22 protein-coding genes are annotated in these 23,313 nt (G+C 69.8%); 10 read left to right on the top strand and 12 right to left on the bottom strand.

The genetic code is table 11. The features are described 5' to 3' along the window. Positions 1-20 precede the first annotated feature (20 nt). Positions 21-908, top strand: coding sequence for a TerD family protein (locus ACH4DZ_RS04985; protein ID WP_398285540.1), 888 nt, complete (start codon positions 21-23; stop codon positions 906-908). Between the two features lie 262 nt (positions 909-1,170). On the opposite strand, the gene ACH4DZ_RS04990 is transcribed toward ACH4DZ_RS04985, so the two are convergent. From ACH4DZ_RS04990 to ACH4DZ_RS05015, 6 genes are all read right to left on the bottom strand, one after another. Beyond that, positions 1,171-1,908 (bottom strand): Tellurium resistance, encoded by a 738-nt coding sequence (locus ACH4DZ_RS04990; RefSeq protein WP_398285541.1) that lies wholly within the window; start codon positions 1,906-1,908, stop codon positions 1,171-1,173. Positions 1,909-2,032: 124 nt separating this feature from the next. Beyond that, positions 2,033-3,178 (bottom strand): DUF475 domain-containing protein, encoded by a 1,146-nt coding sequence (locus ACH4DZ_RS04995; RefSeq protein ID WP_398285542.1) that lies wholly within the window; start codon positions 3,176-3,178, stop codon positions 2,033-2,035. Between the two features lie 289 nt (positions 3,179-3,467). Further along, positions 3,468-4,043, bottom strand: coding sequence for a TerD family protein (locus ACH4DZ_RS05000; protein ID WP_398285544.1), 576 nt, complete (start codon positions 4,041-4,043; stop codon positions 3,468-3,470). 132 nt (positions 4,044-4,175) lie between these two features. After that, positions 4,176-4,751: a TerD family protein gene (locus tag ACH4DZ_RS05005; protein ID WP_055617911.1), complete on the bottom strand. Its 576-nt coding sequence runs from the start codon at positions 4,749-4,751 to the stop codon at positions 4,176-4,178. A 138-nt stretch (positions 4,752-4,889) separates the two neighbouring features. Then, a complete protein-coding gene (locus ACH4DZ_RS05010) occupies positions 4,890-5,348 on the bottom strand; it encodes a peroxiredoxin (protein WP_398285545.1) in 459 nt (152 codons plus the stop codon). Between the two features lie 322 nt (positions 5,349-5,670). Further along, complete coding sequence (locus tag ACH4DZ_RS05015) at positions 5,671-6,108, bottom strand: DUF3052 domain-containing protein (RefSeq protein ID WP_055519877.1); 438 nt, start codon at positions 6,106-6,108, stop codon at positions 5,671-5,673. A 506-nt stretch (positions 6,109-6,614) separates the two neighbouring features. Between ACH4DZ_RS05015 and aceE the strand changes: the two genes are divergently transcribed. Further along, complete coding sequence (aceE, locus tag ACH4DZ_RS05020; protein WP_398285546.1) at positions 6,615-9,362, top strand: pyruvate dehydrogenase (acetyl-transferring), homodimeric type; 2,748 nt, start codon at positions 6,615-6,617, stop codon at positions 9,360-9,362. Positions 9,363-9,647: 285 nt separating this feature from the next. On the opposite strand, the gene ACH4DZ_RS05025 is transcribed toward aceE, so the two are convergent. Both ACH4DZ_RS05025 and ACH4DZ_RS05030 read right to left on the bottom strand, forming a co-directional pair. Continuing rightward, the gene (locus ACH4DZ_RS05025; RefSeq protein WP_398285547.1) at positions 9,648-9,956 is read right to left on the bottom strand and encodes a small hydrophobic protein; all 309 of its coding nucleotides are present in this window, start codon (positions 9,954-9,956) and stop codon (positions 9,648-9,650) included. A 294-nt stretch (positions 9,957-10,250) separates the two neighbouring features. Next, a complete protein-coding gene (locus ACH4DZ_RS05030) occupies positions 10,251-11,867 on the bottom strand; it encodes an MFS transporter (protein ID WP_398285548.1) in 1,617 nt (538 codons plus the stop codon). 169 nt (positions 11,868-12,036) lie between these two features. On the opposite strand from ACH4DZ_RS05030, the gene ACH4DZ_RS05035 reads away from it, so the two are divergent. The 3 genes from ACH4DZ_RS05035 to ACH4DZ_RS05045 all read left to right on the top strand — a co-directional run bounded on the left by ACH4DZ_RS05035 (position 12,037) and on the right by ACH4DZ_RS05045 (position 15,075). Further along, positions 12,037-12,705 carry a TetR family transcriptional regulator gene (locus tag ACH4DZ_RS05035; protein ID WP_398285549.1) on the top strand — a complete coding sequence of 223 codons (669 nt, stop codon included), beginning with the start codon at positions 12,037-12,039 and terminating at the stop codon, positions 12,703-12,705. A 173-nt stretch (positions 12,706-12,878) separates the two neighbouring features. Further along, complete coding sequence (locus ACH4DZ_RS05040; RefSeq protein ID WP_398285550.1) at positions 12,879-14,102, top strand: alpha/beta hydrolase; 1,224 nt, start codon at positions 12,879-12,881, stop codon at positions 14,100-14,102. 58 nt (positions 14,103-14,160) lie between these two features. Then, positions 14,161-15,075 (top strand): DUF4429 domain-containing protein, encoded by a 915-nt coding sequence (locus tag ACH4DZ_RS05045; RefSeq protein WP_398286205.1) that lies wholly within the window; start codon positions 14,161-14,163, stop codon positions 15,073-15,075. A 248-nt stretch (positions 15,076-15,323) separates the two neighbouring features. Here the strand turns inward: ACH4DZ_RS05045 and ACH4DZ_RS05050 are convergent, their stop codons facing one another. Continuing rightward, positions 15,324-16,340 carry an aldo/keto reductase gene (locus ACH4DZ_RS05050; protein WP_398285551.1) on the bottom strand — a complete coding sequence of 339 codons (1,017 nt, stop codon included), beginning with the start codon at positions 16,338-16,340 and terminating at the stop codon, positions 15,324-15,326. Next, positions 16,337-16,801 (bottom strand): MerR family transcriptional regulator, encoded by a 465-nt coding sequence (locus ACH4DZ_RS05055; protein ID WP_398285552.1) that lies wholly within the window; start codon positions 16,799-16,801, stop codon positions 16,337-16,339. The genes ACH4DZ_RS05050 and ACH4DZ_RS05055 overlap by 4 nt, the downstream gene beginning before the upstream one ends. 95 nt (positions 16,802-16,896) lie before the next feature. On the opposite strand from ACH4DZ_RS05055, the gene ACH4DZ_RS05060 reads away from it, so the two are divergent. After that, entirely contained in the window at positions 16,897-17,367 is a 471-nt protein-coding gene (locus ACH4DZ_RS05060) for a GNAT family N-acetyltransferase (protein ID WP_398285553.1), read from the top strand. A gap of 112 nt (positions 17,368-17,479) precedes the next feature. Beyond that, positions 17,480-18,301 (top strand): serine hydrolase domain-containing protein, encoded by an 822-nt coding sequence (locus ACH4DZ_RS05065; protein WP_398285554.1) that lies wholly within the window; start codon positions 17,480-17,482, stop codon positions 18,299-18,301. An 18-nt stretch (positions 18,302-18,319) separates the two neighbouring features. Here the strand turns inward: ACH4DZ_RS05065 and ACH4DZ_RS05070 are convergent, their stop codons facing one another. Next, the gene (locus tag ACH4DZ_RS05070) at positions 18,320-19,390 is read right to left on the bottom strand and encodes an aldo/keto reductase (RefSeq protein WP_398285555.1); all 1,071 of its coding nucleotides are present in this window, start codon (positions 19,388-19,390) and stop codon (positions 18,320-18,322) included. Positions 19,391-19,507: 117 nt separating this feature from the next. On the opposite strand from ACH4DZ_RS05070, the gene ACH4DZ_RS05075 reads away from it, so the two are divergent. Then, complete coding sequence (locus ACH4DZ_RS05075) at positions 19,508-20,344, top strand: helix-turn-helix domain-containing protein (RefSeq protein ID WP_398285556.1); 837 nt, start codon at positions 19,508-19,510, stop codon at positions 20,342-20,344. Between the two features lie 15 nt (positions 20,345-20,359). Here the strand turns inward: ACH4DZ_RS05075 and ACH4DZ_RS05080 are convergent, their stop codons facing one another. Continuing rightward, a complete protein-coding gene (locus tag ACH4DZ_RS05080) occupies positions 20,360-21,016 on the bottom strand; it encodes a pirin family protein (RefSeq protein ID WP_398286206.1) in 657 nt (218 codons plus the stop codon). An 84-nt stretch (positions 21,017-21,100) separates the two neighbouring features. On the opposite strand from ACH4DZ_RS05080, the gene ACH4DZ_RS05085 reads away from it, so the two are divergent. Together ACH4DZ_RS05085 and ACH4DZ_RS05090 are read left to right on the top strand one after the other, a co-directional pair. After that, positions 21,101-22,306 carry a PucR family transcriptional regulator gene (locus ACH4DZ_RS05085; RefSeq protein WP_398285557.1) on the top strand — a complete coding sequence of 402 codons (1,206 nt, stop codon included), beginning with the start codon at positions 21,101-21,103 and terminating at the stop codon, positions 22,304-22,306. A gap of 89 nt (positions 22,307-22,395) precedes the next feature. Then, entirely contained in the window at positions 22,396-23,313 is a 918-nt protein-coding gene (locus tag ACH4DZ_RS05090; RefSeq protein WP_398285558.1) for an ACP S-malonyltransferase, read from the top strand.

Genomic DNA, 23,313 nt, shown 5'->3' on the forward strand with positions numbered 1-23,313 from the left:
CGAGAAGGCAGGATGACCGTATGACGCACGCCATGCTGAAGGGGTCGAACGTCCCGCTGGATGCCACGGCGGTGCGCGCCGTGCTGCGCTGGACGCCGGGACGGGGTGTCCCGGACGTGGATGCCTCCGCACTCCTCCTCGGTCCCGACGGTCGTGTGCGGTCCGACGAGGACTTCGTTTTCTACAACCAGCCCCGGCATCCTTCGGGGAAGGTCTGGCGACTCGGCAAGAAGCGCGTGAACGACGGTCTCGCCGAAGGGCTCACCGATACGATTCAGTCGGATCTGGCGGGCGTTGACAACGGTGTGGGACGGATTCTCCTTGTCGCTTCCGCCGACGACGTCACCTTCGACCTGGTACGCGGGCTGCGGATTGTGGTGTTCGACGCCACGATCGGGGACGCCGAGCCGCTGGCGTACTTCGACATCAAGCCGGAGACCGGTGAGGAAACCGCGCTGATCTGCGGTGAACTGTACCGGCGCGGCGAGGGCTGGAAGTTCCGGGCCCTCGGCGAGGGCTATTCGAACGGTCTGCAGGGGCTGGCGGCCGACTTCGGTATCTCGGTGGACGAGTCCGGGGCCGAGGAGGGTGCGGCGTCCGCCGGGCGGGCCGGCTCGCAGCCGTTGCCGCCCGAGGAGCCGACCGCGCAGGTGCCGCAGCAGCCGGTGCAGCCCGCGTACGGGTATCCGCCGGCCGCTCCCGGTCCGGAGCCGACGCGGCAGCAGCCGCCGGCCACGCAGCCCGCGTACGGGTATCCGCAGCCGACCAGTGCGCCCGCGTACGGGTATCCGCCGCCGCCCCAGCCCGCCGCGGCTCCGTCCGGGTACGGCTACCCGCAGCCGGTGGGGCCGGGCCCCGACCCGGATTTCCGCCTCCCGCCGCAGGGACCGCAGTTCATCGGCCGCTAGGGGCAGGCGCCGGCGCCCGGCCCCCTCAGAGGTGCGGGGAACGGCGCGATCTTTCGCCTTCAGGCGCGCGAGCGCCCTTGGGGGCGCGGGGAACTGCGCGATCAGCCACGACGGCGCCGCACCCGCCCCCGAACGCGCACTCCTGAGCTCGGGGGCGCCCCGGCGAAGCCAACCGCGGGCAGCGCGTCGGCTGCGGCCCGGTGGGGGCGGATCGCGCAGTTCCCCGCGCCCCTTACGGGGCCGGGGTCGGGCCCGGGGGCCGCTAACGGTCGGCCTTCGCCTTGTAGCCGCGGCCCCACTGCAGGCCCCAGCCGTAGAGACGGTCCAGTTCCGCCTGGAAGCCGTACACGAACTTCACCTCGCGCCGCACCACGAGTTCGTTCTTGACGTTCTCGATCATGACGACCGCGCAGGACCTGGCCTGGGAGTGCCGCTCGTCGAGCCCGATCTCGATCCGGGGCCCGTTGCTCGGGTACAGGGTCACGATCGCGTGCGTACGGTCGAAGGCGGGGGTCTGGTCGTAGATGTAGACGAAGACCAGAAGCCGCTTGATCTCCTTGCGGTGGTCGAGGTTGACGAAGATCGTCTCGCCCGAGCCGGAGCCGAACCGGTCGTCACCGCTGAGCTTCACGTAGGGCGCGCCGTTCAGGTCACCCAGGAAGCCCCCGAGCGGCTGCACGACTCCCTTGGTGCCGTCGGCCAGCTCGTACATGCAGCCGAGGTCGAGGTCGACGTTGACCATGGACTGGGTGTGCGCCTGCACCACTTCCGGCTTCAGGGCCTTGAAGGGGTGCCGCAGCAGACTGCCCCGCTGGGGCCCGCCTATGTCCGAGGTCCGCATCCGCCACGAGAGGTTGATACGGAGATTGCCGGTGGCCGCGCCCTGCTTGCTGAGTGAGATCGTCTGGTTCCGTTTGGTCAGTTCGATGGCGTTGGTCGCCGCGCTGCCCGAGTCGAACTGCGTCGACCGCCCGCGCCACAGGCCTTCCCAGAATCTCATTCCCGCCCCCACGCTTGCCCGTTCACCCCGCCCCGACGAAGAATCGGGGCCTCATACGCCGGGGCGGCTGCCGAGGACTCCTCGGCAGCCGCCCCTCACAGAGCGTTCCTCAACCTGACCGGTGTCACACCCCGGACGAGACCTCTGTCTTGTCGTCCGAGGGATCAGCTTTTCCCTCCGCGGCCTCCAGCGCCCTGTTGCGGCGCACGGAGGACCAGAAGGACCAGGCGATCAGGACGACACCGATGAGGCCGGTGATGATCTCGTTGACCTCGAAGCGGATGGTCACGAGGAGGATCATCGCCAGGGCGCCGATGGCGTAGTGGGCGCCGTGCTCCAGGTACACGTAGTCGTCGAGGGTGCCCTGGCGGACCAGGTACACGGTGAGCGAACGGACGTACATCGCGCCGATGCCGAGGCCCAGCGCCATCAGGACGATGTCGTTGGTGATGGCGAAGGCGCCGATCACACCGTCGAAGGAGAAGGAGGCGTCCAGCACTTCGAGGTACAGGAACATGAAGAAGGCGGCCTTGCCGACGAGGGCTCCGGCGGAGATCTCCTTGCCCTTGGCCCTGGCCTCCTCCTCGGCCTCGTGCTCGCGCTCCTCCGCCTCTTCGAGGCGGTTCTCGAAGAACCCGGAGAGCCCGCCGACGACCAGGTACGTGATGAGGCCGGCCACGCCGGAGAGCAGGACCGTCTCCGCCTTGTCGGCGGAGCCCGCGTGCAGATGGGCCTGCGGGGCCAGGAACAGCGCGGTGACGAGCAGGATGATCAGGGCGATGCAGGCCGACAGCATGTCGACCTTGCCGAGCTTGGCGAGCGGGCGCTCCAGCCAGCCCAGCCACTTGATGTCACGGTCCTCGAAGATGAAGTCGAGGAAGATCATCAACAGGAACATGCCACCGAAGGCGGCGATCGACGGGTGGGCGTCGGTCACCAGTTCCTGGTAGCGGTCGGCGTCGTTCAGTGCGAGGTCGACCGCTTCGATGGGGCCGAGCGAGGCGCTGATCGCGACGATCACGACGGGGAAGACGAGCCGCATTCCGAAGACGGCGATCAGGATGCCGACGGTGAGGAAGATCTTCTGCCAGAAGGCACTCATCTTCTTCAGGATTCCGGCGTTGACCACCGCGTTGTCGAAGGACAGCGAGATTTCGAGGATGGACAGGATCAGTACGATCCCGAACGCGGTCCATCCGCCGATCAAAACCGCTGCGACCAGGCCGAGCGCGGTGACCGCGAACGACCAGCCGAAGGTTTTCAGAACCACTGGCTACCCAATCGTGAGTTGGGGGGCTACCCCCGGACGAAGTCCGGAGGGGGTTTCCCCCCGCCGTACCCGGCTTTACGAAACATTGACCTCGAAGTCTAGAGGGCCGACTCCCCGAAGGAGAGGGCCGGGCCCTTCCGCTCGGAAAGTCGCAGGTCCGGGGGATCCGAACCCAGGTGACGCACCTTCTGCCACCTGGGCCGTCTCACGTGCTGGCACCACTTCGTGACACCACGGCCGACCCTGTGATCACCTCTGATCACAGGGGTCGCTTTCCGCGTACTCGGCTTTACGAAACGTTGACCCCGAAGTCGAGGGCGATGCCGCGCAGCCCGGACGCGTAGCCCTGGCCGACCGCGCGGAACTTCCACTCGCCGCCGTAGCGGTAGACCTCGCCGAAGATCATCGCGGTCTCGGTGGAGGCGTCCTCGGAGAGGTCGTAGCGGGCGAGCTCCTGGCCGTCGGCCTGGTTGACGACCCGGATGAACGCGTTGCTCACCTGGCCGAAGGTCTGGCCGCGGTTGTCGGCGTCGTGGATCGAGACCGGGAAGACGATCTTCTCCACGTTGGCGGGCACCTTGTGGAGGTCGATGAGGATGGACTCGTCGTCGCCCTCGCCCTCACCGGTGAGGTTGTCGCCGGTGTGCTCGACCGAGCCGTCGGGGCTCTTGAGCTGGTTGTAGAAGATGAACCACTCGTCGCCGAGCACCCGGCCCGAGTTGCACATCAGCGCACTGGCGTCGAGGTCGAAATCCGCTCCGGTGGTGGAGCGTGCGTCCCAGCCGAGCCCGACCAGCACTTGCGTGAGGTTCGGTGCGGCCTTGGAGAGGGAGACATTGCCCCCCTTGGCGAGCGTGACACCCATGTTTGGTCCTCCCCGGTGAAGCCGTTTGGTTGTGCCGTGGTACCAGCACGTCCGGCGCCGCACTAGGAGTGTGCGGCGCCGGACGGGAAGCGGTGGAGCGACTCGGGGCCGTCTGGGGCCCCGAGGAACGGCTCAGACGTTGACGCCGAAGTCCTGCGCGATGCCGCGCAGGCCCGAGGCGTACCCCTGGCCGATGGCACGGAACTTCCACTCCGCGCCGTGGCGGTACAGCTCGCCGAAGACCATCGCGGTCTCCGTCGAGGCGTCCTCGGAGAGGTCGTACCGGGCGATCTCCGCCTCGCCGGCCTGGTTCACGACGCGGATGAACGCGTTGCGCACCTGGCCGAACGACTGCTGGCGGTTCTCGGCGTCGTAGATCGAGACCGGGAAGACGATCTTCTCGATGTCGGCGGGGACGCCGGCGAGATTGACCTTGATCTGCTCGTCGTCGCCCTCGCCCTCACCGGTGGTGTTGTCACCGGTGTGCTCGACGGAGCCGTCGGGGCTCTTCAGGTTGTTGAAGAACACGAAGTTGGCGTCACTGCTGACCTTGCCCTCCGCGTTCGTCAGGATCGCGCTCGCGTCGAGGTCGAAGTCGGTACCGGTGGTGGTGCGGATGTCCCACCCCAGACCGATGATGACCGCGGTCAGGCCCGGGGCCTCCTTCGACAGCGATACGTTGCCGCCCTTGCTGAGGCTGACTCCCACGAGTCCTCCCATTGGTGTCCGGGGGCGGGAAGCCCCGTAGTGCGTTGGTATCGGATCAACGTGTCGATCCTAGTGAGAGGTTCCCCGCCACCGCAGTCCCTGGGGCACGAAGAATCCCGAAGTGTCGGCATCCAGGCTCTACAGGGCGTCGAGCGCCTGTACGTACTCGTCCAGGTCCCGAGCGTCCGGCAGGGCGTTGACGACGGTCCAGCGGACGACACCCTCCTTGTCGATGACGAAGGTGCCGCGCACCGCGCAGCCCTTGTCCTCGGCGAAGACCCCGTACGCGCGCGAGACCTCGCCGTGCGGCCAGAAGTCCGACAGCAGGGGGTAGTCCAGGCCCTCCTGCTCGGCGAAGACGCGCAGGGTGTGGATCGAGTCGTTCGAGACGGCGAGGAGCTGGGTGTCGCGGTCGGCGAACCGCGGGAGGTTGTCGCGCAGCTCGCACAGTTCGCCGGTGCACACCCCGGTGAAGGCGAAGGGGTAGAAGAGCAGCACCACGTTCTTCGCGCCCCGGAAGTCGGAGAGCTTCACGGTGGCACCGTGATTGTCCTTCAGCTCGAAGTCCGGAGCCTTGTCGCCGACCTCGATCGCCATGGTCCTGCGTCCCTTCCGTCGATCCGGGCTGTTCGGGTGACACCCACCCTACGCAGACCCCCTGAAAGCGGGACGCGCGCCCCTGAAGGGGCAGTGCCCCTTCAGGGGCGCGGGGGGAACTGCGCGCTCAGCCACGGCGTACTCGCACCCGGCAGGCAGGCCCGTGAGTCCCCGCGGGTCCGCTGTGGCTGAGCGCGCCGTTCCCCGCGCCCCCGAAAGACAGGTCCGTCGCGGCTGAGCGCGCAGTTCCCCCCGCGCCCCCCAAAGGGACAAGGCCCCCGCCGACCGAAGTCGACGGGGGCCTCCTGGCCTCGGCTGCGCCTCAGCGCTTCTTGGCGGCCGTCTTCGGCGTCGCCAGCTTCGTGCCGCTCCAGTCCTTCCCCACGCTGATGCCCTTGGTCTGGGACAGACCCGCGGTCGTCACAGCTTCGGCGATGTCGCTGGGCTCCACATAACCGTCTCGGCCGGTCTTGGGCGTCAGCAGCAGGACGGCGCCGCCCTCTTCGACGTACGTGGTGGCATCCACCAGCGCATCCGTCAGGTCGCCGTCGTCGTCTCGGAACCAGAGCACAACGGCGTCGGCGACGTCGTCGTACTCCTCGTCCATGAGCTCGCTGCCGATTACTTCTTCAATGGCCGAGCGGAGCTCCTGGTCGACGTCGTCGTCGAAGCCGATCTCCTGGACCACCTGCTCGGGCTGGAATCCCAGCCTGGCGGCCAGGCTCGTCCGCTCCTCCGCGTGGTCCGCGGTCGCGCTCACGGGTTGCCTCCTGATCATGTTCGGTAATGGGGTCCTCCCCGGCCCGGGCGAAGCCGAGATCCTGGGGAAGTTCAAGCCACGCGCGTGCGCGCAGCATTGGCCGTAGTCCACACGGGCGGGGCGGATCGCGCAAGTACCCGGCCGTCAAGACCGCCGAAACGGTGACGATCCAGGCCGTGTCGCCGCAACTCCAGTCAGGGAATCACAGCCGTTCGTGACACACACCACAGGAATCTGCCCGGTTTGTGAATTTCGGAACCCTACGAGGGTACGAGACTCGAATGCCTTTGCGGTACGCGTCACGGGTCGGGCGTATCGTTGCGATTTGCCGGGCCCGCCCTTGGGAGAACGGTACGAACGTGTCGGTTACCTCTCGGTAGAGATGACGTTTCCGCTCCCGAGGTACACGATGGGGAACGGTGCAGACGCCCAGGAAACCAGAGAAAAAGCAAAGTAAAAACTGAAGAAACCGAGAAGAAGCGGCCCCCCGAGAGCGAAGGAACAGCGTGGCTTCCGGACCCGATCGCAACCCGATCATCATTGGCGGCCTTCCGAGTCAGGTCCCTGACTTCGATCCCGAAGAGACCCAGGAGTGGCTCGACTCCCTCGACGCCGCCGTGGACCAGCGCGGCCGGGAGCGGGCCCGCTATCTCATGCTGAGGCTGATCGAACGCGCCCGCGAGAAGCGCGTGGCCGTTCCCGAGATGCGCAGCACCGACTACATCAACACCATCGCCACCAAGGACGAGCCGTTCTTCCCCGGCAACGAGGAGATCGAACGCAAGATCCTCAACGCGACCCGCTGGAACGCGGCCGTGATGGTGTCCAGGGCCCAGCGGCCCGGTATCGGTGTCGGCGGCCACATCGCCACCTTCGCGTCCTCCGCCTCGCTCTACGACGTGGGCTTCAACCACTTCTTCCGCGGCAAGGACGGGGGTGACGGCGGCGACCAGATCTTCTTCCAGGGGCACGCCTCCCCCGGTATCTACGCCCGCGCGTTCCTGCTCGACCGCCTCGACGAGGCGCAGCTGGACGGCTTCCGGCAGGAGAAGTCGAAGGCCCCGCACGCGCTGTCCTCGTACCCGCACCCGCGTTCCATGCCGGACTTCTGGGAGTTCCCGACCGTCTCCATGGGCCTGGGTCCGCTCGGCGCGATCTTCCAGGCGCGGATGAACCGCTACATGGAGGCGCGCTCCATCGCGGACACCTCCAAGTCCCACGTCTGGGCGTTCCTCGGCGACGGCGAGATGGACGAGCCGGAGTCGCTCGGCCAGCTGTCCATCGCCGCGCGCGAGGGCCTGGACAACCTCACCTTCGTCGTCAACTGCAACCTGCAGCGCCTCGACGGTCCCGTACGCGGCAACGGCAAGATCATCCAGGAGCTGGAGTCGCAGTTCCGGGGTGCCGGCTGGAACGTCATCAAGCTGGTCTGGGACCGCAGTTGGGACCCGCTGCTCGCGCAGGACCGCGACGGCGTGCTCGTCAACAAGCTGAACACCACGCCCGACGGCCAGTTCCAGACGTACGCCACCGAGACGGGCGCGTACATCCGCGAGCACTTCTTCGGCGGCGACCACCGGCTGCGCGGCATGGTCGAGAACATGACCGACGACCAGATCCTGCACCTGGGCCGCGGCGGTCACGACCACCGGAAGGTCTACGCGGCCTTCGCGGCGGCCAAGGCGCACAAGGGCCAGCCGACCGTGGTCCTCGCCCAGACGGTCAAGGGGTGGACGCTCGGCCCGAACTTCGAGGGCCGCAACGCCACGCACCAGATGAAGAAGCTGACGGTCGCCGACCTCAAGGGCTTCCGCGACCGACTGCACCTGCCGATCTCCGACAAGGAGCTGGAGTCCGGCGCGCCGCCGTACTACCACCCGGGCCGGGACTCGGAGGAGATCCAGTACATGCACGACCGCCGCAAGGGGAACGGCGGGTACGTCCCGACGCGTGTCGTGCGCTCCAAGCCGCTCGCACTGCCCGAGGACAAGACGTACGCGAGTGTGAAGAAGGGCTCCGGGCAGCAGTCGATCGCCACGACCATGGCGTTCGTACGGCTGCTCAAGGACCTCATGCGGGACAAGGAGATCGGCAAGCGGTTCGTGCTGATCGCGCCGGACGAGTACCGCACGTTCGGCATGGACTCGTTCTTCCCGAGCGCGAAGATCTACAACCCGCTCGGGCAGCAGTACGAGGCCGTGGACCGGGACCTGCTCCTCGCGTACAAGGAGTCGCCGACCGGGCAGATGCTGCACGACGGCATCTCGGAGGCGGGCTGCACGGCCTCCCTGATCGCGGCCGGTTCGGCCTACGCCACGCACGGCGAGCCGCTCATCCCGGTGTACGTCTTCTACTCGATGTTCGGTTTCCAGCGCACCGGTGACCAGTTCTGGCAGATGGCCGACCAGTTGGCGCGCGGGTTCGTACTGGGCGCGACCGCGGGACGTACGACCCTGACCGGTGAGGGTCTGCAGCACGCGGACGGGCACTCGCAGTTGCTCGCCTCGACCAACCCGGGCTGTGTCGCGTACGACCCGGCCTACGGGTTCGAGATCGCGCACATCGTGAAGGACGGGCTGCGGCGGATGTACGGCTCGTCCGACGCGCACCCGCACGGCGAGGACGTCTTCTACTACCTCACCGTCTACAACGAGCCGATCCTGCACCCCGCCGAGCCGGCGGACGTCGACGTCGAGGGCATCCTCGCGGGCATCCACCGCTACGCGGCGGGGACCTCGGGCTCCATCCCGGCGCAGATCATGGCGTCCGGTGTCGCGGTGCCGTGGGCCGTCGAGGCCCAGCGGCTGCTCGCCGAGGACTGGGACGTACGGGCCGACGTGTGGTCGGCGACCTCCTGGAACGAGCTGCGGCGCGAGGCCGTGGAGGTGGAGCGGCACAATCTGCTGCACCCCGAGGAGGAGCAGCGCGTTCCGTATGTGACGCGCAAGCTGTCGGGGGCCGAGGGACCGTTCGTGGCCGTTTCCGACTGGATGCGGTCGGTTCCGGACCAGATCTCGCGGTGGGTGCCGGGGACTTACCAGTCGCTGGGCGCGGACGGGTTCGGGTTCGCCGATACGCGCGGGGCCGCTCGGCGGTTCTTCCACATCGACGCGCAGTCGATCGTGGTGGGGGTGCTGACGGAACTCGCGCGCGAGGGGAAGGTTGATCGGTCGCTGTTGAAGCAGGCGATCGATCGGTATCAGCTGCTTGATGTGGCGGCGGCTGATCCCGGAGCCGCGGGCGGGGACGCGTAGCGCTCCGCGCGGGGGGTGACCTTCGGGTGGGGGTGCGGGTGCGGGTGCGTGGGGGCTGGCCGCGCAGTTCCCCGCGCCCCTGAAAGCGCCGCGTGCGGGTGCGTGGGGGCTGAGCGCGCAGTTCCCCGCGCCCCTGTCGGGGCGCAGCCCCGCCTCGGAGGGGCGCGGGGAACTGCGCGCTCAGCCCCCACCGGGCCGCACAGGCAGACGGGTGGCGAGGGCGTAAAGATGTCCCCCGCGGCTCCCTGTGGGAGCGGCGGGGGACGTCTTCGAAACTTGGCTCGGTTAGAACATCATTCCGCCGGGGGACGCCGTTCCGGCTATCCACACGATGGCCAGGATGGTGTCGATCGCTCCCAGTACTACCGCGATCAGCGCCGGTACCTGGCGAGTACCGCTCCAGCGGCGTCCCATGGCCAGCCAGCCGCAGACGATGGCCGCCGGGCCGAGGATGATCCCCAGCACAAAGAATCCGGCGACCGCGCAGATGACTCCGATGATTCCGAGCGTCGCGCTGTCCGGCCCGCTCCGTGACCTCGTACGGCTACGTGAGCGAGGGTGTTTGCGCGTGGTGTGACCGAAGCCCGCCATCATCAACTCCCTGGACCTCTGAGCCGACCGAATGCCGGCCGGTTCTGGCTCGGAAGTCGGGTACCCCGGTCATGTCAATTCAGACGCGTACTTCTCCGAAGTGGTTGCGCGGCGTGCTGCCCCCCTCCGGCAGCACGCCGCCACTTCAACCGAACTGCCCGTTCCGTACAGATCAGTTGAGACCACTCTGACTCGGGTGACGGGCGGTATGAAAGTCATACGCAGAGGTGTCACCCGGATAAGCGAAAACCCCGCCGAGTGAACTCGGCGGGGTGTAAAGGGGATTCCGGAACCGGACTAGATGTGGCCGACTCCCGCGCCCGCCTCCGCGTTGGCGCCCCTCTTGGTGAGGAAGGCGACGAAGACGGCCACGACGGCGACACCCGCCGCGACCAGGCTCGCGAGGCTCATGCCGGAGATGAACGTGTCGTGGGCGACATCCGTGATCTTCGCGGCGATCTCGGGCGGGGTGCCCGGCGCCACCGGCGGCGCGCCGACCTGCACCGCTTCCGCGGCCTGGTCGAGTTCGGCCGGGGAGAGCTTCGGGAGCCCGGCGTCGGCCCAGTTGCCCGCGAGGTCGTTGTCGACCTTGGAGGCCATCACCGCGCCCAGGACCGCGGTGCCGAGGCTGCCGCCGATCTGCATGGCGGCCTGCTGAAGGCCTCCCGCGACACCGGACAGCTCCATCGGCGCGTTGCCCACGATGACCTCGGTGGCGCCGACCATGACGGGCGCGAGGCCGAGGCCGAGCAGCGCGAACCAGATCGACATGAGCCCGCTGCCGGTGTCCGTCTCCAGGGTCGAGATGCCGAACATGGCCACGGCCGTGAACGCCATACCGCCCGCGAGCGGCACGCGCGGGCCCGTCTTGCTGATCATCGCGCCGGCCAGCGGAGAGCCGACGATCATCATGCCGGTGAGCGGCAGCAGATGCAGACCGGCGTCGATCGGGCTCATCCCGTGCACGTTCTGCAGGTAGAAGGTGACGAAGAACAGGCCGCCCATGAAGGCGATCGCCATGAGCACCATCAGGACCACACCGGCCGACAGCGGCACCGAGCGGAAGAGGGCGAGCGGGATGAGCGGCTCGCGCACCCGGTTCTCCCAGAACGCGAACAGGCCGAAGCCCAGTACGGAGATCCCGAGGAAGCTCCAGGTCAGCACATCGCCCCAGCCCCATGCCGGGGCCTTGATGAGCGCCCAGACCAGACAGAACATGGCGCCGGACAGCAGGCCGATGCCGAGCAGGTCGAAGGAGCGCGGCGCGTTCTTGGCCCGGTGGTCGGTCAGGATCACCGCGCCGAGGACGACCGCGAGGATGCCGACCGGCACGTTGATGAAGAAGACCGACTGCCAGCTGACGTGCTCGACGAGTACTCCGCCGAGGATCGGGCCGCCCGCGGTGGAGGCGCCGATGACCATGCCCCAGATGCCGATCGCCATGTTCAGCTTCTCGGCCGGGAAGGTGGCCCGCAGCAGGCCGAGCGCGGCCGGCATCAGCAGCGCGCCGAACAGGCCCTGGAGCACCCGGAAGACCACCACGAAGGCGATGCTGTCGGAGAGCCCGATGGCCCCCGAGGCCGCCGCGAAGCCGACCACGCCTATGAGGAAGGTCTGGCGGTGGCCGAACCGGTCGCCGAGCTTGCCCGCCGTGATCAGCGTGACGGCGAGCGCGAGGAAGTAGCCGTTCGTGATCCACTGGACGTCGGCGAAGGTGGCACCGAGATCCTTCTGGATGGCCGGGTTCGCGATGGCCACGATGGTGCCGTCGAGGGCCACCATCATGACTCCGACGGCCACGGTGATGAGGGTGAACCACGGGTGGCCGCGCAGCCCCTCGGCCGGTGCCGGGCCGGAGGCGGCCGGGGCCTCGTCGGCCGGGCCCGTCTTGTCGACGGTGGTCTGACTAGTCATACGTTCGAGGTTAATGACAGTCGCTGACAATTGACAAACCAATTCACAATTCGGTAACTGACAAGTCATCCGCGGGACGGACCCGCGCGACGGACGGACCCCCGGTCGCCTCCCAGGGCACGGAACCTCCCAGCGCACGGCACCTCTCGGGGCACGAGAAAGAGGACTGATGGACACGGCACCACGACCGGGCCTGCGCGAGCGCAAGAAGCAGCGCACGCGGGACGCGCTGGTGCGGTCCGCCCTGGAGCTGTTCGCGGCCCACGGGTACGAGCGGACGACCGTCGACGAGATCGTCGAGGCGGTCGGCGTCTCCCAGCGCACCTTCTTCCGCTACTTCGCCGGCAAGGAGGAGGCCGCCTTCGCCGTCCAGGAGATGACGGAGTCGCACTTCCTCGACGCGGTACGCCAACGGCCGCCCCACGAAGCCCCCTTGGACGCACTGCGCCGGGCCGTCATGGCGAACTGGGACACCATCGGGGAGGCCATCGAGGCCGTGGTGCCGATCGAACTGCACATGCGCACCCACCAGTTGATCGAGTCGACCCCCGCGCTGCTCGCGACCCACCTGCGCCGCCACGAGGGACTGGAGGAGCAGCTGGCCCGGCTGATCGCGGAGCGTGAGGGCGTCGACGTGGACGCCGATCCGCGCCCGCGCGTGGCGGTGGCCCTGTTCGGCGGAGTGATGCGGCTGGCGGCCCGCCGGTGGGGCGCGGGCGAGGACTTCAGCGTGGCCGCGATGCGTGAGCTGACCGCCGCGTATCTCGACCGGATGGGGCCCGCGTTGATCGAGAACTGGCACACGCGTGACGAACGCGGCGACCGGGACGCCGAGTAACTCCTGTCGCACACAGGGTGGCGAACCTATCGGCACGGATCACCCCATGTGCGTACACAGCGTGATGGCCCAGCAAAGAGCAGGGCTACTTTGCCCCAATTACCCCAACGGAAACGTGATCCGCCTCACTCGGTTAACGCGAGACCCTCCCGTTCTCCTAGTGTGTCCTTTCAGTGACTTCCTTCGACTCCACCCCCCAACTCAACGTCTGGCGCATGTTGCTCGCGCTGGCCGTGGTGTTCGTGATGCTCGGGACCACCGGCTGGACCGCGGTGCGCGGCCACCGAGGGGCGGCGACACCGGTCGCGGCCTCCCTCGCCGCCTGGGAACGCGGTCACCTGGGCGGGCACCGGCTGCCCGATCCGGACGGGACGACGCCGATCCGGCTGGCCCAGTTCTTCGCCTCGCTCGACGCGCACCAGCGGAATCGGCTCGCCGCCCGCTATCCGCTCGCGGTCGGCAACATGAACGGGGCGCCGGTGGCCCTGCGCTACCGCGCCAACCGGATCGCCCTCGGCCAGGCACGCAAGGTCGAGATCGAACGCATGCGTGACAACCGGCTCTCCGCGGTCGGGCAGCGCGACGCGGGCCGCCGGATGCACCGCTACGAGGCCCTGATGGCAGGCAAGCGCCGCATCCTCGCCTTCGACCCCATGGGGTCGGGCCGGGTCGCGGAGGTCTTCGGAGACCTCGGCAGGGCCGAGCGGGTCTCGGTCGTGGTGCCCGGCGTCGACACCGACCTGCTGACCTTCCAGCGCACCGAGCGCCAGTACACGGCGCCGGTCGGCATGGCCAAGGCGCTCTACCGCGCCGAGCGGGAGGCCGGCTCCCGGACGCGTACGGCCGTGATCGCCTGGGCCGACTACACGACACCGAACGGGCTCGGCATGGACGCCGCCACCGGCATCCGCGCCGAGGAGGGCGCGGTCCGGCTCGACGCCCTCGTACGCGCGCTGCCCGGCCGCTCACGTGTCGCCCTGTACTGCCACAGCTACGGATCCGTGGTCTGCGGTGTGGCCGCCCACTCGCTGCCGCCCCGGGTCTCCGACATAGCGGTGGCGGGCAGCCCCGGCATGCGGGTCGAGCGGGCGGCGCAGCTGCGCACCGCGGCCCGGGTGTGGGCCGTGCGGGACTCCGACGACTGGATCCAGGACGTACCGCATCTGGAGGTCGGCGGGCTCGGTCACGGCGCCGACCCGATGTCCTCGGACTTCGGCGCGCGGGTGCTGTCCGCGCGCGGGGCGAAGGGACACACCGGGTATTTCGAGCCCGGGACCGACAGCCTGCGGAACTTCGCCGAGATCGGTATTGGCGCATACCGCGCGGTCAGCTGCGCGCACGAGGACGACGTGTGCCGGGAGGGTCTGCCCGGCACCGCCGAAGCCGGACGCGCGTAGAGGACGAAGAAAGTGCGGGCTGCTCAGGGAGGGGACTAGGAAGCGCATGCCGCATACGATGGCCCGCATGGGTGACGTACTGGCCGGATTTCATGCCGCCTGGGAGTTCGAGTCCGACTCCGTGCTCATCCGCTTCGAACGGGGGATCCGCACACCGAAGCTGTTCCAGGCACTCGGTGAGCGGCGCATCCCGCTCGACGCGATCGCGTCGGTGACGCTGACGCCCGGCAAGCGCGGGACGGTCGTCCTGCGTGCCGAGCCGAGGCCGGGCGCTGATCCGTTGATGGAGGCGGCCGCGGGACAGCTGAGGGATGTGTGCGATCCCTACCGCCTCGTGCTGCCCGCCGAGCGCGAGACGCTCGCCGAGTACTACGCGGACGAGCTGCGCGCGATGCTCGGGCCGCCGGACGCGGGTCCGGTGGAGCGCTACCTGGTGCGGGCGCCCGAGACGCCGCTCCAGTTCAAGGCGTACGACGGGAAGGCGTCCTTCGACGGGAAGTCCGTGGCCTTCCGGTGGTTCTGGACGGGGGCCTCGTCCGCGAAGTGGAAGGCCGGCGACCAGACGTTCGCCGTCGCCGACCTGTGCGGGGTGGAGTGGCGCTCGCCCGAGATCTTCGAGGGGCATCTGCGGCTGGTGCGGCGCGAGGAGGGCGGTCCGGGCGGAGCCCGGCCGGGGCAGGCGGATCAGGATCCGGCCGCCGTCGTCTTCGGGCTGGGGTACGGGCCGGTGCACGAGTCACTGCCGTTCGCGGCGGCCGTGCTGTCGGCCGCGCGGTCCGGGGGGCCGGCGGTGCTGCCCGAGGGGGTGGCGTCGGGGCCGGCCGCCGGGGCGGTCGCGGTTGTCCCGCGGGCCCGGCGGGATCCGGCGGACATCGCCGAACGGATCCGGCACCTCGGTGAGCTGCATGAGGCGGGGCTTGTCACGGACGACGAGTTCTCCGTGAAGAAGGCGGAGCTGCTGGCGGAGCTCTAACGCCCGCGGCTGGGCGTGGGGTGCGGGGGCAGCTCGCCGACTGCGGGTGCGTGGGAGCCGGCCGCGCAGTTCCCCGCGCCCCCAAAGAGCCCCGCTTTTCAGGGGCGCGGGGAACTGCGCGCTCAGCCACGACGTGCCGGTACCCGACGAACCGGCCCCGTTTGTTTGAGGGGCGCGGGGAACTGCGCGACAAGCCCCCACCGGGCCGCACCCGCCGAACCGGTCCCGCCCCGCCGCAGCAGGCCGCGCTACTCCCGGCCCGCCGATACGAACGTCATGTCGGCGTAGCGGTTGCCCGCGACCTTGTCGGCGATGGCGTCCAGGACGCCGAGATCCGCCTCGGTCAGAGCGATACGCGTCGCCGCCGTGTTCTCCTCCACCCGCGTGCGCCTGCGCGTACCGGGAATCGGCACGACCGGCAGCCCGTGCACAGCCGCCTGCCGGTGCACCCAGGCCAGCGCGATCTGCCCCACGGACGCGCCGTGCGCCTCGGCCACCCCCCGGATCGACTCCAGCAGACCCGCGTTCGCCGCCGCGTTGTCCCCCGTGTAACGCGGCTGCTGACGGCGGAAGTCCCCGGCGGTGAGGTCCTTGTCGGCGTCGGTGAAGGAGCCGGTGAGGAAGCCGCGCCCGAGCGGGGAGTACGGGACCAGGGTCACGCCCAGCTCACGGGCCGCCGGGACGACCCCCGCCTCGATGTCGCGGCTGAACAGCGACCACTCCGACTGCACGGCCGCGATCGGGTGCACGGCCTGCGCGGCCCGCAGCTCCCCGCCCGTCACCTCGCTGAGGCCGAGCTGCTTGACCTTGCCCTCGCGGACCAGCTCGGCCATCACGCCGACGGTCTCCTCGATGGGGACGTTCACATCACGGCGGTGCATGTAGTAGAGGTCGATCACGTCGACGTCCAGGCGCTTGAGGCTCGCCTCGACCGCCTGCCGGATGTACGGGCCGTCGTTGCGGATGATCCGCCGGGTCGGCTCGTCCGGCGGGATCGTCATGGCGAACTTCGTCGCGATGACCACCTCGTCGCGGTGCGCGGCGAAGAAGGGCGCCAGGAACCGCTCGTTCTCGCCCTGCCCGTAGGCGTCGGCCGTGTCGTAGTGCGTGACGCCCAGTTCGAGCGCGCGCTCCAGAGTGGCCCGGGCCTCCTCGGCGTCCGTCGGGCCGTACGCGAAGCTCATGCCCATGCAGCCGAGTCCCTGCACGCCCACCTCGGGGCCGCCCGTGCCGAGCGGTGCCTTCGCGATCCTGCTGTCCGTCATCGGGAACCCTCCGACGCCAGGGCCTGCCCGGCGTCCGCATAGAAGTTGATCTTCCGGTCGAGGACGGCGAGCGTGTCCTGGAGTTCGGCGATCCGGGCCCGCACGTCCCGCCGCGTCGCTTCGAGCAGCTCGAAACGGTCCGCGTACGTGTCGTCGCCCGCGCGCACCATCTCCGCGTACCGCACCATGTCGGCGACCGGCATCCCGGTCAGGCGCAGCTTGCCGACGAGGTCGAGCCAGTCGAGGTCGCGGTTGCTGTAGCGCCGCTGGCCCGTGTGCGAACGGTCGATGTGCGGCATCAGCCCGATCCGCTCGTACCAGCGGAGCGTGTGCGCCGTCAGGCCGGTGAACGCGACGACCTCGCTGATCGTGTACTGGTCCCGGCCGTCGGGGCGCCTGAGCGTCTGCGGCGGGGCTACGCAGATGTCGGTCCCGGGCTCCGTGGTCTCCATCACCGTCATGACCCCCACGCTAAAACCTTGGAGTGCACTCCAGGCAAGCGGAAGCGGATGAAATTCCGACGACACGGGGCGCCGCGCTGGCTAGCGTGCCGATCATGAGCCTTGTACGCCGGGCCGTGCCCGAGGACGCCGAGGAATTGCTCCGACTGCGTCAGGTCCTGATCGACTCGATGGCCGGGGCGGACACGTCCACCGGCTGGCACGCCGAGTCCCTGGCCACCGTACGGGGTCGGCTGGCCGATCCCGACGGGGGTTTCGCGGCCTTCGTCGTCGACCATCCCGAGCGGGTGGGGGCGCTGGCCGCGCTGGTGGCGGGGACCCTGGAGTACCGGATCGGGCGGCCCGGGAATCCGCACGGGCGGATCGGATACGTGTTCAGTGTCGCGACGGATCCCGGTGCGCGGCGCAGGGGGTACGCGCGGGCCTGTATGGAGGAACTGGTGGTGTGGTTCCGGGAGGAGGGGGTCGGGCAGATCGACCTGACCGCCTCTCCGGAAGCCGCGCCGCTGTACGAGTCGATGGGGTTCGTCCGGACTCCGGATCCGTTGATGCGGCTGAAGTTCTGACCGGCGGTGGGCGGGTGCGGGCCCGGTGGGGGCTGGTCGCGCAGTTCCCCGCGCCCCTGAGAGACGGGCGCTGCCCGATCCGGAGCCGAACGGTGACCGTAGGCTTCGGGTCATGTCCTTGCAGAGCCTCGCGCTGATCGAGAAGTGGCCCGTACCCACCGCTGCCGCCGCCGTCGTACGGGCGGACGGCACCGTACTGGGGACCCACGGACCCGTCACCCGACCCTTCGCGCTGGCCTCCGTCACCAAACCCCTCGCCGCCTACGCCGTGCTCGTGGCGTACGAGGAAGGGGCCGTCGAGCTGGACGAGGCGGCCGGGCCCGAGGGGTCCACCGTGCGGCATCTGCTCGCGCACACGAGCGGGCTCGCCTTCGACGAGCACCGGGTGACGGCTCCACCCGGACAGCGGCGGCTGTACTCCAACGCCGGGTTCGAGCAGCTGGGCGACCACCTCGCGAAGGCGACGGAGATTCCCTTCGGCGAGTATCTGAGGCAGGCGGTGCTCGAACCGCTCGGGATGGCGTCGACGACTCTCGACGGCTCGCCCGCGAAGGACGGCGTCTCGACCGTCGACGACCTGGTGCGGTTCGCCACCGAGGTGCAGGCGCCGCGGCTGCTGGACCCGCGGACGGTCGCCGAGGCGATGACCGTGCAGTACCCGGGTACGAAGGGCGTCCTGCCGGGCTACGGCCACCAGAACCCCAACGACTGGGGCCTCGGCTTCGAGATCCGCGACTCCAAGTCCCCCCACTGGACAGGCGGTTCGTCCTCCCCCCGCACCTTCGGCCACTTCGGCCAGTCCGGCACGTTCCTGTGGATCGACCCGGACGCGGGGGTCGCCTGCGTGGCCCTGACGGACCGCCCCTTCGGGACGTGGGCGACGGAGACCTGGCCCGCGTTCACGGACGCGGTCCTGACCGAGCTGGGGCGCTGAGTCTTTGCTCGTCGAGTGTCAGCGACGGGTTTCGATACGCAGGTCGCCCATGGTCACCCGGCGGATGTGGTCACTGGCGAGCATGGCGTGCGGGAAGCCGAGACCGATGCGGCTCGCCTCGTCGAGGCGGGCCAGGTGGTCGGCGGTGAGGTCGACCTCCAGGGCACCCAGATTGCCCTCCAGTTGCGCCGGGGTGCGCGCGCCGATGACCGGTGCGGTCACGCCCGGGTTCCGCAGCGTCCAGGCCAGTGCGACCTGGGCGGGTGTGCGGCCCAGTTCCGTGGCGACCTCCCGCACGACGTCGGCGATGGCGAGGTTGCGTTCGGTGAGCGTGCCCAGGGCGAGGTTGAAGTTCTTGCGGGTGCTGTCGCCGGGCGCCGCGTCCGTCGCGGTCAGGTCGTCGCGGCTGTACTTGCCGGTGAGCACCCCGCCGGCCAGCGGTGAGTACGGGACCACGGCCAGGCCCATCTCGCGTGCCATGGGGATCAGGTCGCGTTCGCCGGTGCGCTCGATCAGGTTGTACTCGATCTGCAGGGCGACCAGGGGCGACCAGCCGCGCAGGTCGGCGATCGTCTGCATGCGCGACACCTGCCAGGCCGGGGCGTTGGAGACGGCGACGTAGAGGAGCTTGCCCTGTCGGACCAGATCGTCCAAGCCGCGCAGGACCTCCTCGACCGGTGTCGTGAAGTCCCACACGTGCAGGTAGAGGAGATCGAGGTAGTCCGTGTCCAGCCGGCGCAGACTGGCCTCCACCGATGCGAACAGGTTCTTGCGGTGGCTGCCGCCGGAGTTGGGGTCGCCGGGCCGGCGCAGCGTCGTGTACTTCGTCGCCAGCACCAGGCTCTCGCGGTTGGCGCGGGCGCGGGTGAACTCGCCGAGGAGGCGCTCGGAGCTGCCCTCGGTGTAGGTGTCGGCGGTGTCGATGAAGTTGCCGCCGCGCTCGACGTAGAGGTCGAACAGTTTGCGCGCCTCGTCCCGCTCGGCGCCCCAGCCCCACTCGGTGCCGAAGGTCGCCGTGCCCAGGGCCAGCGGTGAGACCCGCAGCCCGGAGCGGCCCAGCAGCCGGTAGGTGTCGAGAGTGAGCGACATGGTGTCCTCCTGTGCTCGTGATCCGTTGTCGACAGCGAGTCTGTGACCGCCCCGGGCCAGGGGTAAGGGAAGGAAGTTCCTGGGAACACGAGTCCTACCCTGGCTGTTGGATCACGTATGACGACCCGCACCGTGGACGCGACACAGGAGCTGGCCGCGTTCCTGCGGACCCGGCGCGAACGCCTCGACCCGGGCGATCTCGGTCTGCCGACCCGGCGGCGGTCCCGGCGGACCCCGGGACTGCGCCGCGAGGAGGTCGCCGAACTGGCCGGGGTCAGCGTCGACTACGTCGTGCGGCTGGAGCAGGGGCGCGGGCTGCGGCCGTCGGTGGACGTGCTGGAGGCGCTGTCCGGGGCGCTGCGCCTGAGCCCCGACGAACGCACCTACCTCTTCGACCTGGCCCGGCAGCGCCGCCCCGACGACGCCGCCAAGCCGGCCACCACCGCGGTGCCCACCCTCGCCCGCCTGGTCACCGACCTGTCACCCCTGCCGGCCATGGTGCTGAACCACCGCTACGACATCGTCGCCTGGAATGCCGAGATGGCGGGACTGCTGGTGGACTTCGGCACCCTGCCGCCGTCGCAGCGCAATTCGATGTGGATGTGCCTGCTGCATCCGCGGACCCGCGAGCTGTACGTCGACCGCGAACGCGTCGTACGGGAGGGGGTGGCCCACCTGCGCGCCGCCTGGGCCGCGCATCCCGACGACCGGGCCCTCAGCGACCTGATCATCGAATTCAGTACGCGTGACGAGCAGTTCGCGCGCGTGTGGGCCGAGCGGGACGTCAAGATCAAGGGCCGCGGGCGGAAGGTCATGCGGCATCCTGAGGCCGGTGAGGTCTCGGTGGACTTCGAGGTGCTCACACCGATCCAGAATCTGGATCAGCGGGTGGTGATCTACCGCCCCGCGGACGACGCGAGCAGGTCGGCACTGGGCCGCTTGTCCGCACGGTGACGCCGACGCCGACGCTCAGCCGGCCGTCATCTCCCAGAGCAGCAGCTCCGCGCTCCCCCGGGCCACCGCCTCCACGTCCTTCGCGTCCGTGACGCGCGCCGCGTCCCCCGCGCCCAGCACCTCGCCGCCCAGCAGCACTTCGCCGCGTACGACATGCGCGTACAGGAAGCTCGCGTCCGGGACCGCGGTCCGCTCGCCCGGCGCGAGGCGGCGTACGTGGAGCATCGCCCCCGCCTCCGGGACCGCGTACGGAGTCGAGTCCGCGATGCCGTGCACGATCTCGTACGCGGGGTCGCCGCCCGGTTCCAGGGGGGCCAGCCACATCTGGACGAAGCGCAGCGGCGTGTCGCCGTCGTTGCGTTCGACGTGGCGTACCCCGCCCGCCGAGCTGAGGCGCTGGACGTCCCCGGGGCGTACGAGCGACTCGTGGCCCGTGGAGTCCCGGTGGGTGAGCTCGCCCTCGACGACCCACGTGACGATCTCGGTGTGGCTGTGCGGGTGCTCGCCGAAGCCCGCGCCGGGTGCCAGGCGTTCCTCGTTGCACGCGAGGACCGCGCCGAAGCGGAGGTTGTCCGGGTCGTAGTGCGGGCCGAAGGAGAAGGCGTGCAGGGACTCGATCCCGGCCGCCGGGTCGCCTCCGCGGTAGCGCTCGCCGGCGCGCCGTACGTCCATCACCCGACCCACGGTAGACCCGCCGGGCGTGCCACCTGCGACCCTCCGCCGCATCCCGCCGTCCGGATAAGGCAGTCTTGTTCCGTGCCCGAACCCGAATCCAGCAACACCGAACGCGCCGCGCGCGCCGCCCACGCGCACACCGCGACCCTGAAGCGGCTGGAGAAGTCGTCCGGCAGTCTCGCCGCCCAGGCCATCGCACGCATGGACGAGACGCTGTCCTGGTACCGGGCGATGCCACCGGAGAACCGGTCGTGGATCGGCCTCGTCGCACAGGCCGGTATCGCCGCGTTCACCGAGTGGTTCCGGCGTCCGGACGCCCCCCAGGCGATCTCGACGGACGTCTTCGGCACCGCCCCCCGCGAGCTGACCAGGGCGATCACCCTGCGCCAGACCGTGGAGATGGTGCGTACGACGATCGAGGTGATGGAGTCCGCGATCGACGAGGTCGCGGCCCCGGGCGACGAGAACGTGCTCCGCGAGGCGCTGCTCGTGTACGCCCGGGAGATCGCCTTCGCCACCGCCCAGGTGTACGCGCAGGCCGCCGAGGCACGCGGTGCCTGGGACGCCCGCCTGGAGTCGCTGGTCGTGAACGCGGTCCTCTCCGGAGAGGCCGACGAGGGAGCGGTGTCCCGTGCCGCGGCCCTCGGCTGGAACTCGCCCGAGCATGTGTGCGTGGTGCTGGGCACGGCACCCGACGGTGACAGCGAGCTGACCGTCGAGGCCATCCGGCGTGCCGCCCGGCACGCCAAACTCCAGGTGCTCACCGGTGTCCTCGGTGACCGGCTCGTCGTCATCGCGGGCGGCAGCGACAATCCGCTGGCCGTCGCCAAGTCCCTGATCGGCCCGTACGCGGCGGGGGCCGTGGTGGCGGGTCCCGTGGTCCCCGACCTGCTCGCCGCCACCCGGTCCGCGCAGGCCGCGGCCGCCGGGCTCAAGGCGTGTTTCGCCTGGCAGGACGCGCCCCGGCCGGTGCTTGCGGACGATCTCCTGCCGGAGCGCTCGATCGCCGGTGACCCGGCGGCGCGCGACCAGCTGGTGGAGGAGATCTACAGACCGCTGGAGGAGGCCGGGTCCGCGCTCCTGGAGACGCTGAGCGTGTATCTCGAACAGGCGAGCAGTCTCGAAGGCGCGGCCCGGATGCTCTTCGTGCACCCCAACACCGTGCGCTACCGGCTTCGACGTGTGACTGACGTCACCGGCTGGTCGCCTTCCGACGTACGTTCGGCGTTCACGCTGCGGATCGCGCTGATCCTGGGGCGTCTGGCCGATGGAGATCCCCAGCTCTAGGCTTTTGTCGGGGACCTACAATTCCCCCTCCTGTTCTTCGTCCCTGTCCCCACGGGCGGCCGTGCCCGTTCACAAGAGAGAGTGTGAGAGTGCTCGTACTCGTCGCTCCCGGCCAGGGCGCCCAGACGCCCGGCTTCCTGACTCCTTGGCTCGACCTCCCCGGCGCCGCCGACCGCGTCGCCGCGTGGTCGGACGCCCTCGGGCTCGACCTCGCCCACTTCGGAACGCAGGCCGATGCCGACGCGATCCGGGACACCGCCGTCGCCCAGCCGCTGCTGGTCGCCGCGGGTCTGCTGTCCGCGTCGGCACTCGGTGCCACGGCGCCCGGCGCCGTCGCGGGGCACAGCGTCGGCGAGATCACGGCCGCCGTCCTCGCGGGCGTCCTGGACGAAACGGCCGCGCTGACGCTCGTGCGCAAGCGGGGTCTGGCGATGGCCGAGGCCGCCGCCGTCACCCGGACCGGCATGTCGGCGCTGCTCGGCGGCGACCCCGAAGTGACGATCCCGCACCTGGAGAAGCTGGGCCTGACCCCGGCGAACGTGAACGGCGCGGGCCAGATCGTGGCCGCCGGCACGCTGGAGGAGCTGGCCGCCCTGGAGGCGGACAAGCCCGAGGGCGTACGCCGGGTGGTGGCTCTGAAGGTCGCGGGCGCGTTCCACACCCGTCACATGGCTCCGGCGGTCGACGTCCTCGCGCAGGCCGCGACGGAGCTGTCGCCGGCCGATCCCACGGTCACGTACGTCTCGAACAAGGACGGCCGGGCCGTCGCCACGGGTGCCGAAGTCGTCTCCCGGCTGGTCGGTCAGGTCGCCAACCCGGTCCGCTGGGACCTGTGCATGGAGACCTTCGCGGAACTCGGCGTGACCGCGCTGGTCGAGGTGTGCCCCGGTGGCACACTGACCGGTCTCGCCAAGCGCGCGCTGCCCGGCGTGAAGACGCTGGCGCTGAAGACACCCGACGATCTCGAAGCTGCTCGCGAGCTCATCGCCGAGCACGCCTCGGCCTGA

The sequence above is a fragment of the Streptomyces sp. NPDC017991 genome, from assembly GCF_044328075.1.
Lineage (GTDB): Bacteria > Actinomycetota > Actinomycetes > Streptomycetales > Streptomycetaceae > Streptomyces.

Bases quoted from the DNA above. Each gene is read 5' to 3' on its own strand.
- ACH4DZ_RS05010 (WP_398285545.1), bottom strand. From the start codon at position 5,348: ATGGCGATCGAGGTCGGCGACAAGGCTCCGGACTTCGAGCTGAAGGAC.
- ACH4DZ_RS05025 (WP_398285547.1), bottom strand. From the start codon at position 9,956: ATGATGGCGGGCTTCGGTCACACCACGCGCAAACACCCTCGCTCACGT.
- ACH4DZ_RS05030 (WP_398285548.1), bottom strand. From the start codon at position 11,867: ATGACTAGTCAGACCACCGTCGACAAGACGGGCCCGGCCGACGAGGCC.
- ACH4DZ_RS05060 (WP_398285553.1), top strand. From the start codon at position 16,897: ATGAGCCTTGTACGCCGGGCCGTGCCCGAGGACGCCGAGGAATTGCTC.
- ACH4DZ_RS05050 (WP_398285551.1), bottom strand. From the start codon at position 16,340: ATGACGGACAGCAGGATCGCGAAGGCACCGCTCGGCACGGGCGGCCCC.
- ACH4DZ_RS05000 (WP_398285544.1), bottom strand. From the start codon at position 4,043: ATGGGTGTCACGCTCGCCAAGGGGGGCAATGTCTCCCTCTCCAAGGCC.
- ACH4DZ_RS05035 (WP_398285549.1), top strand. From the start codon at position 12,037: ATGGACACGGCACCACGACCGGGCCTGCGCGAGCGCAAGAAGCAGCGC.
- ACH4DZ_RS04985 (WP_398285540.1), top strand. From the start codon at position 21: ATGACGCACGCCATGCTGAAGGGGTCGAACGTCCCGCTGGATGCCACG.
- ACH4DZ_RS05045 (WP_398286205.1), top strand. From the start codon at position 14,161: ATGGCCCGCATGGGTGACGTACTGGCCGGATTTCATGCCGCCTGGGAG.
- ACH4DZ_RS05065 (WP_398285554.1), top strand. From the start codon at position 17,480: ATGTCCTTGCAGAGCCTCGCGCTGATCGAGAAGTGGCCCGTACCCACC.
- ACH4DZ_RS05080 (WP_398286206.1), bottom strand. From the start codon at position 21,016: ATGGACGTACGGCGCGCCGGCGAGCGCTACCGCGGAGGCGACCCGGCG.
- ACH4DZ_RS05070 (WP_398285555.1), bottom strand. From the start codon at position 19,390: ATGTCGCTCACTCTCGACACCTACCGGCTGCTGGGCCGCTCCGGGCTG.
- ACH4DZ_RS05055 (WP_398285552.1), bottom strand. From the start codon at position 16,801: ATGACGGTGATGGAGACCACGGAGCCCGGGACCGACATCTGCGTAGCC.
- ACH4DZ_RS05075 (WP_398285556.1), top strand. From the start codon at position 19,508: ATGACGACCCGCACCGTGGACGCGACACAGGAGCTGGCCGCGTTCCTG.
- ACH4DZ_RS04990 (WP_398285541.1), bottom strand. From the start codon at position 1,908: ATGAGATTCTGGGAAGGCCTGTGGCGCGGGCGGTCGACGCAGTTCGAC.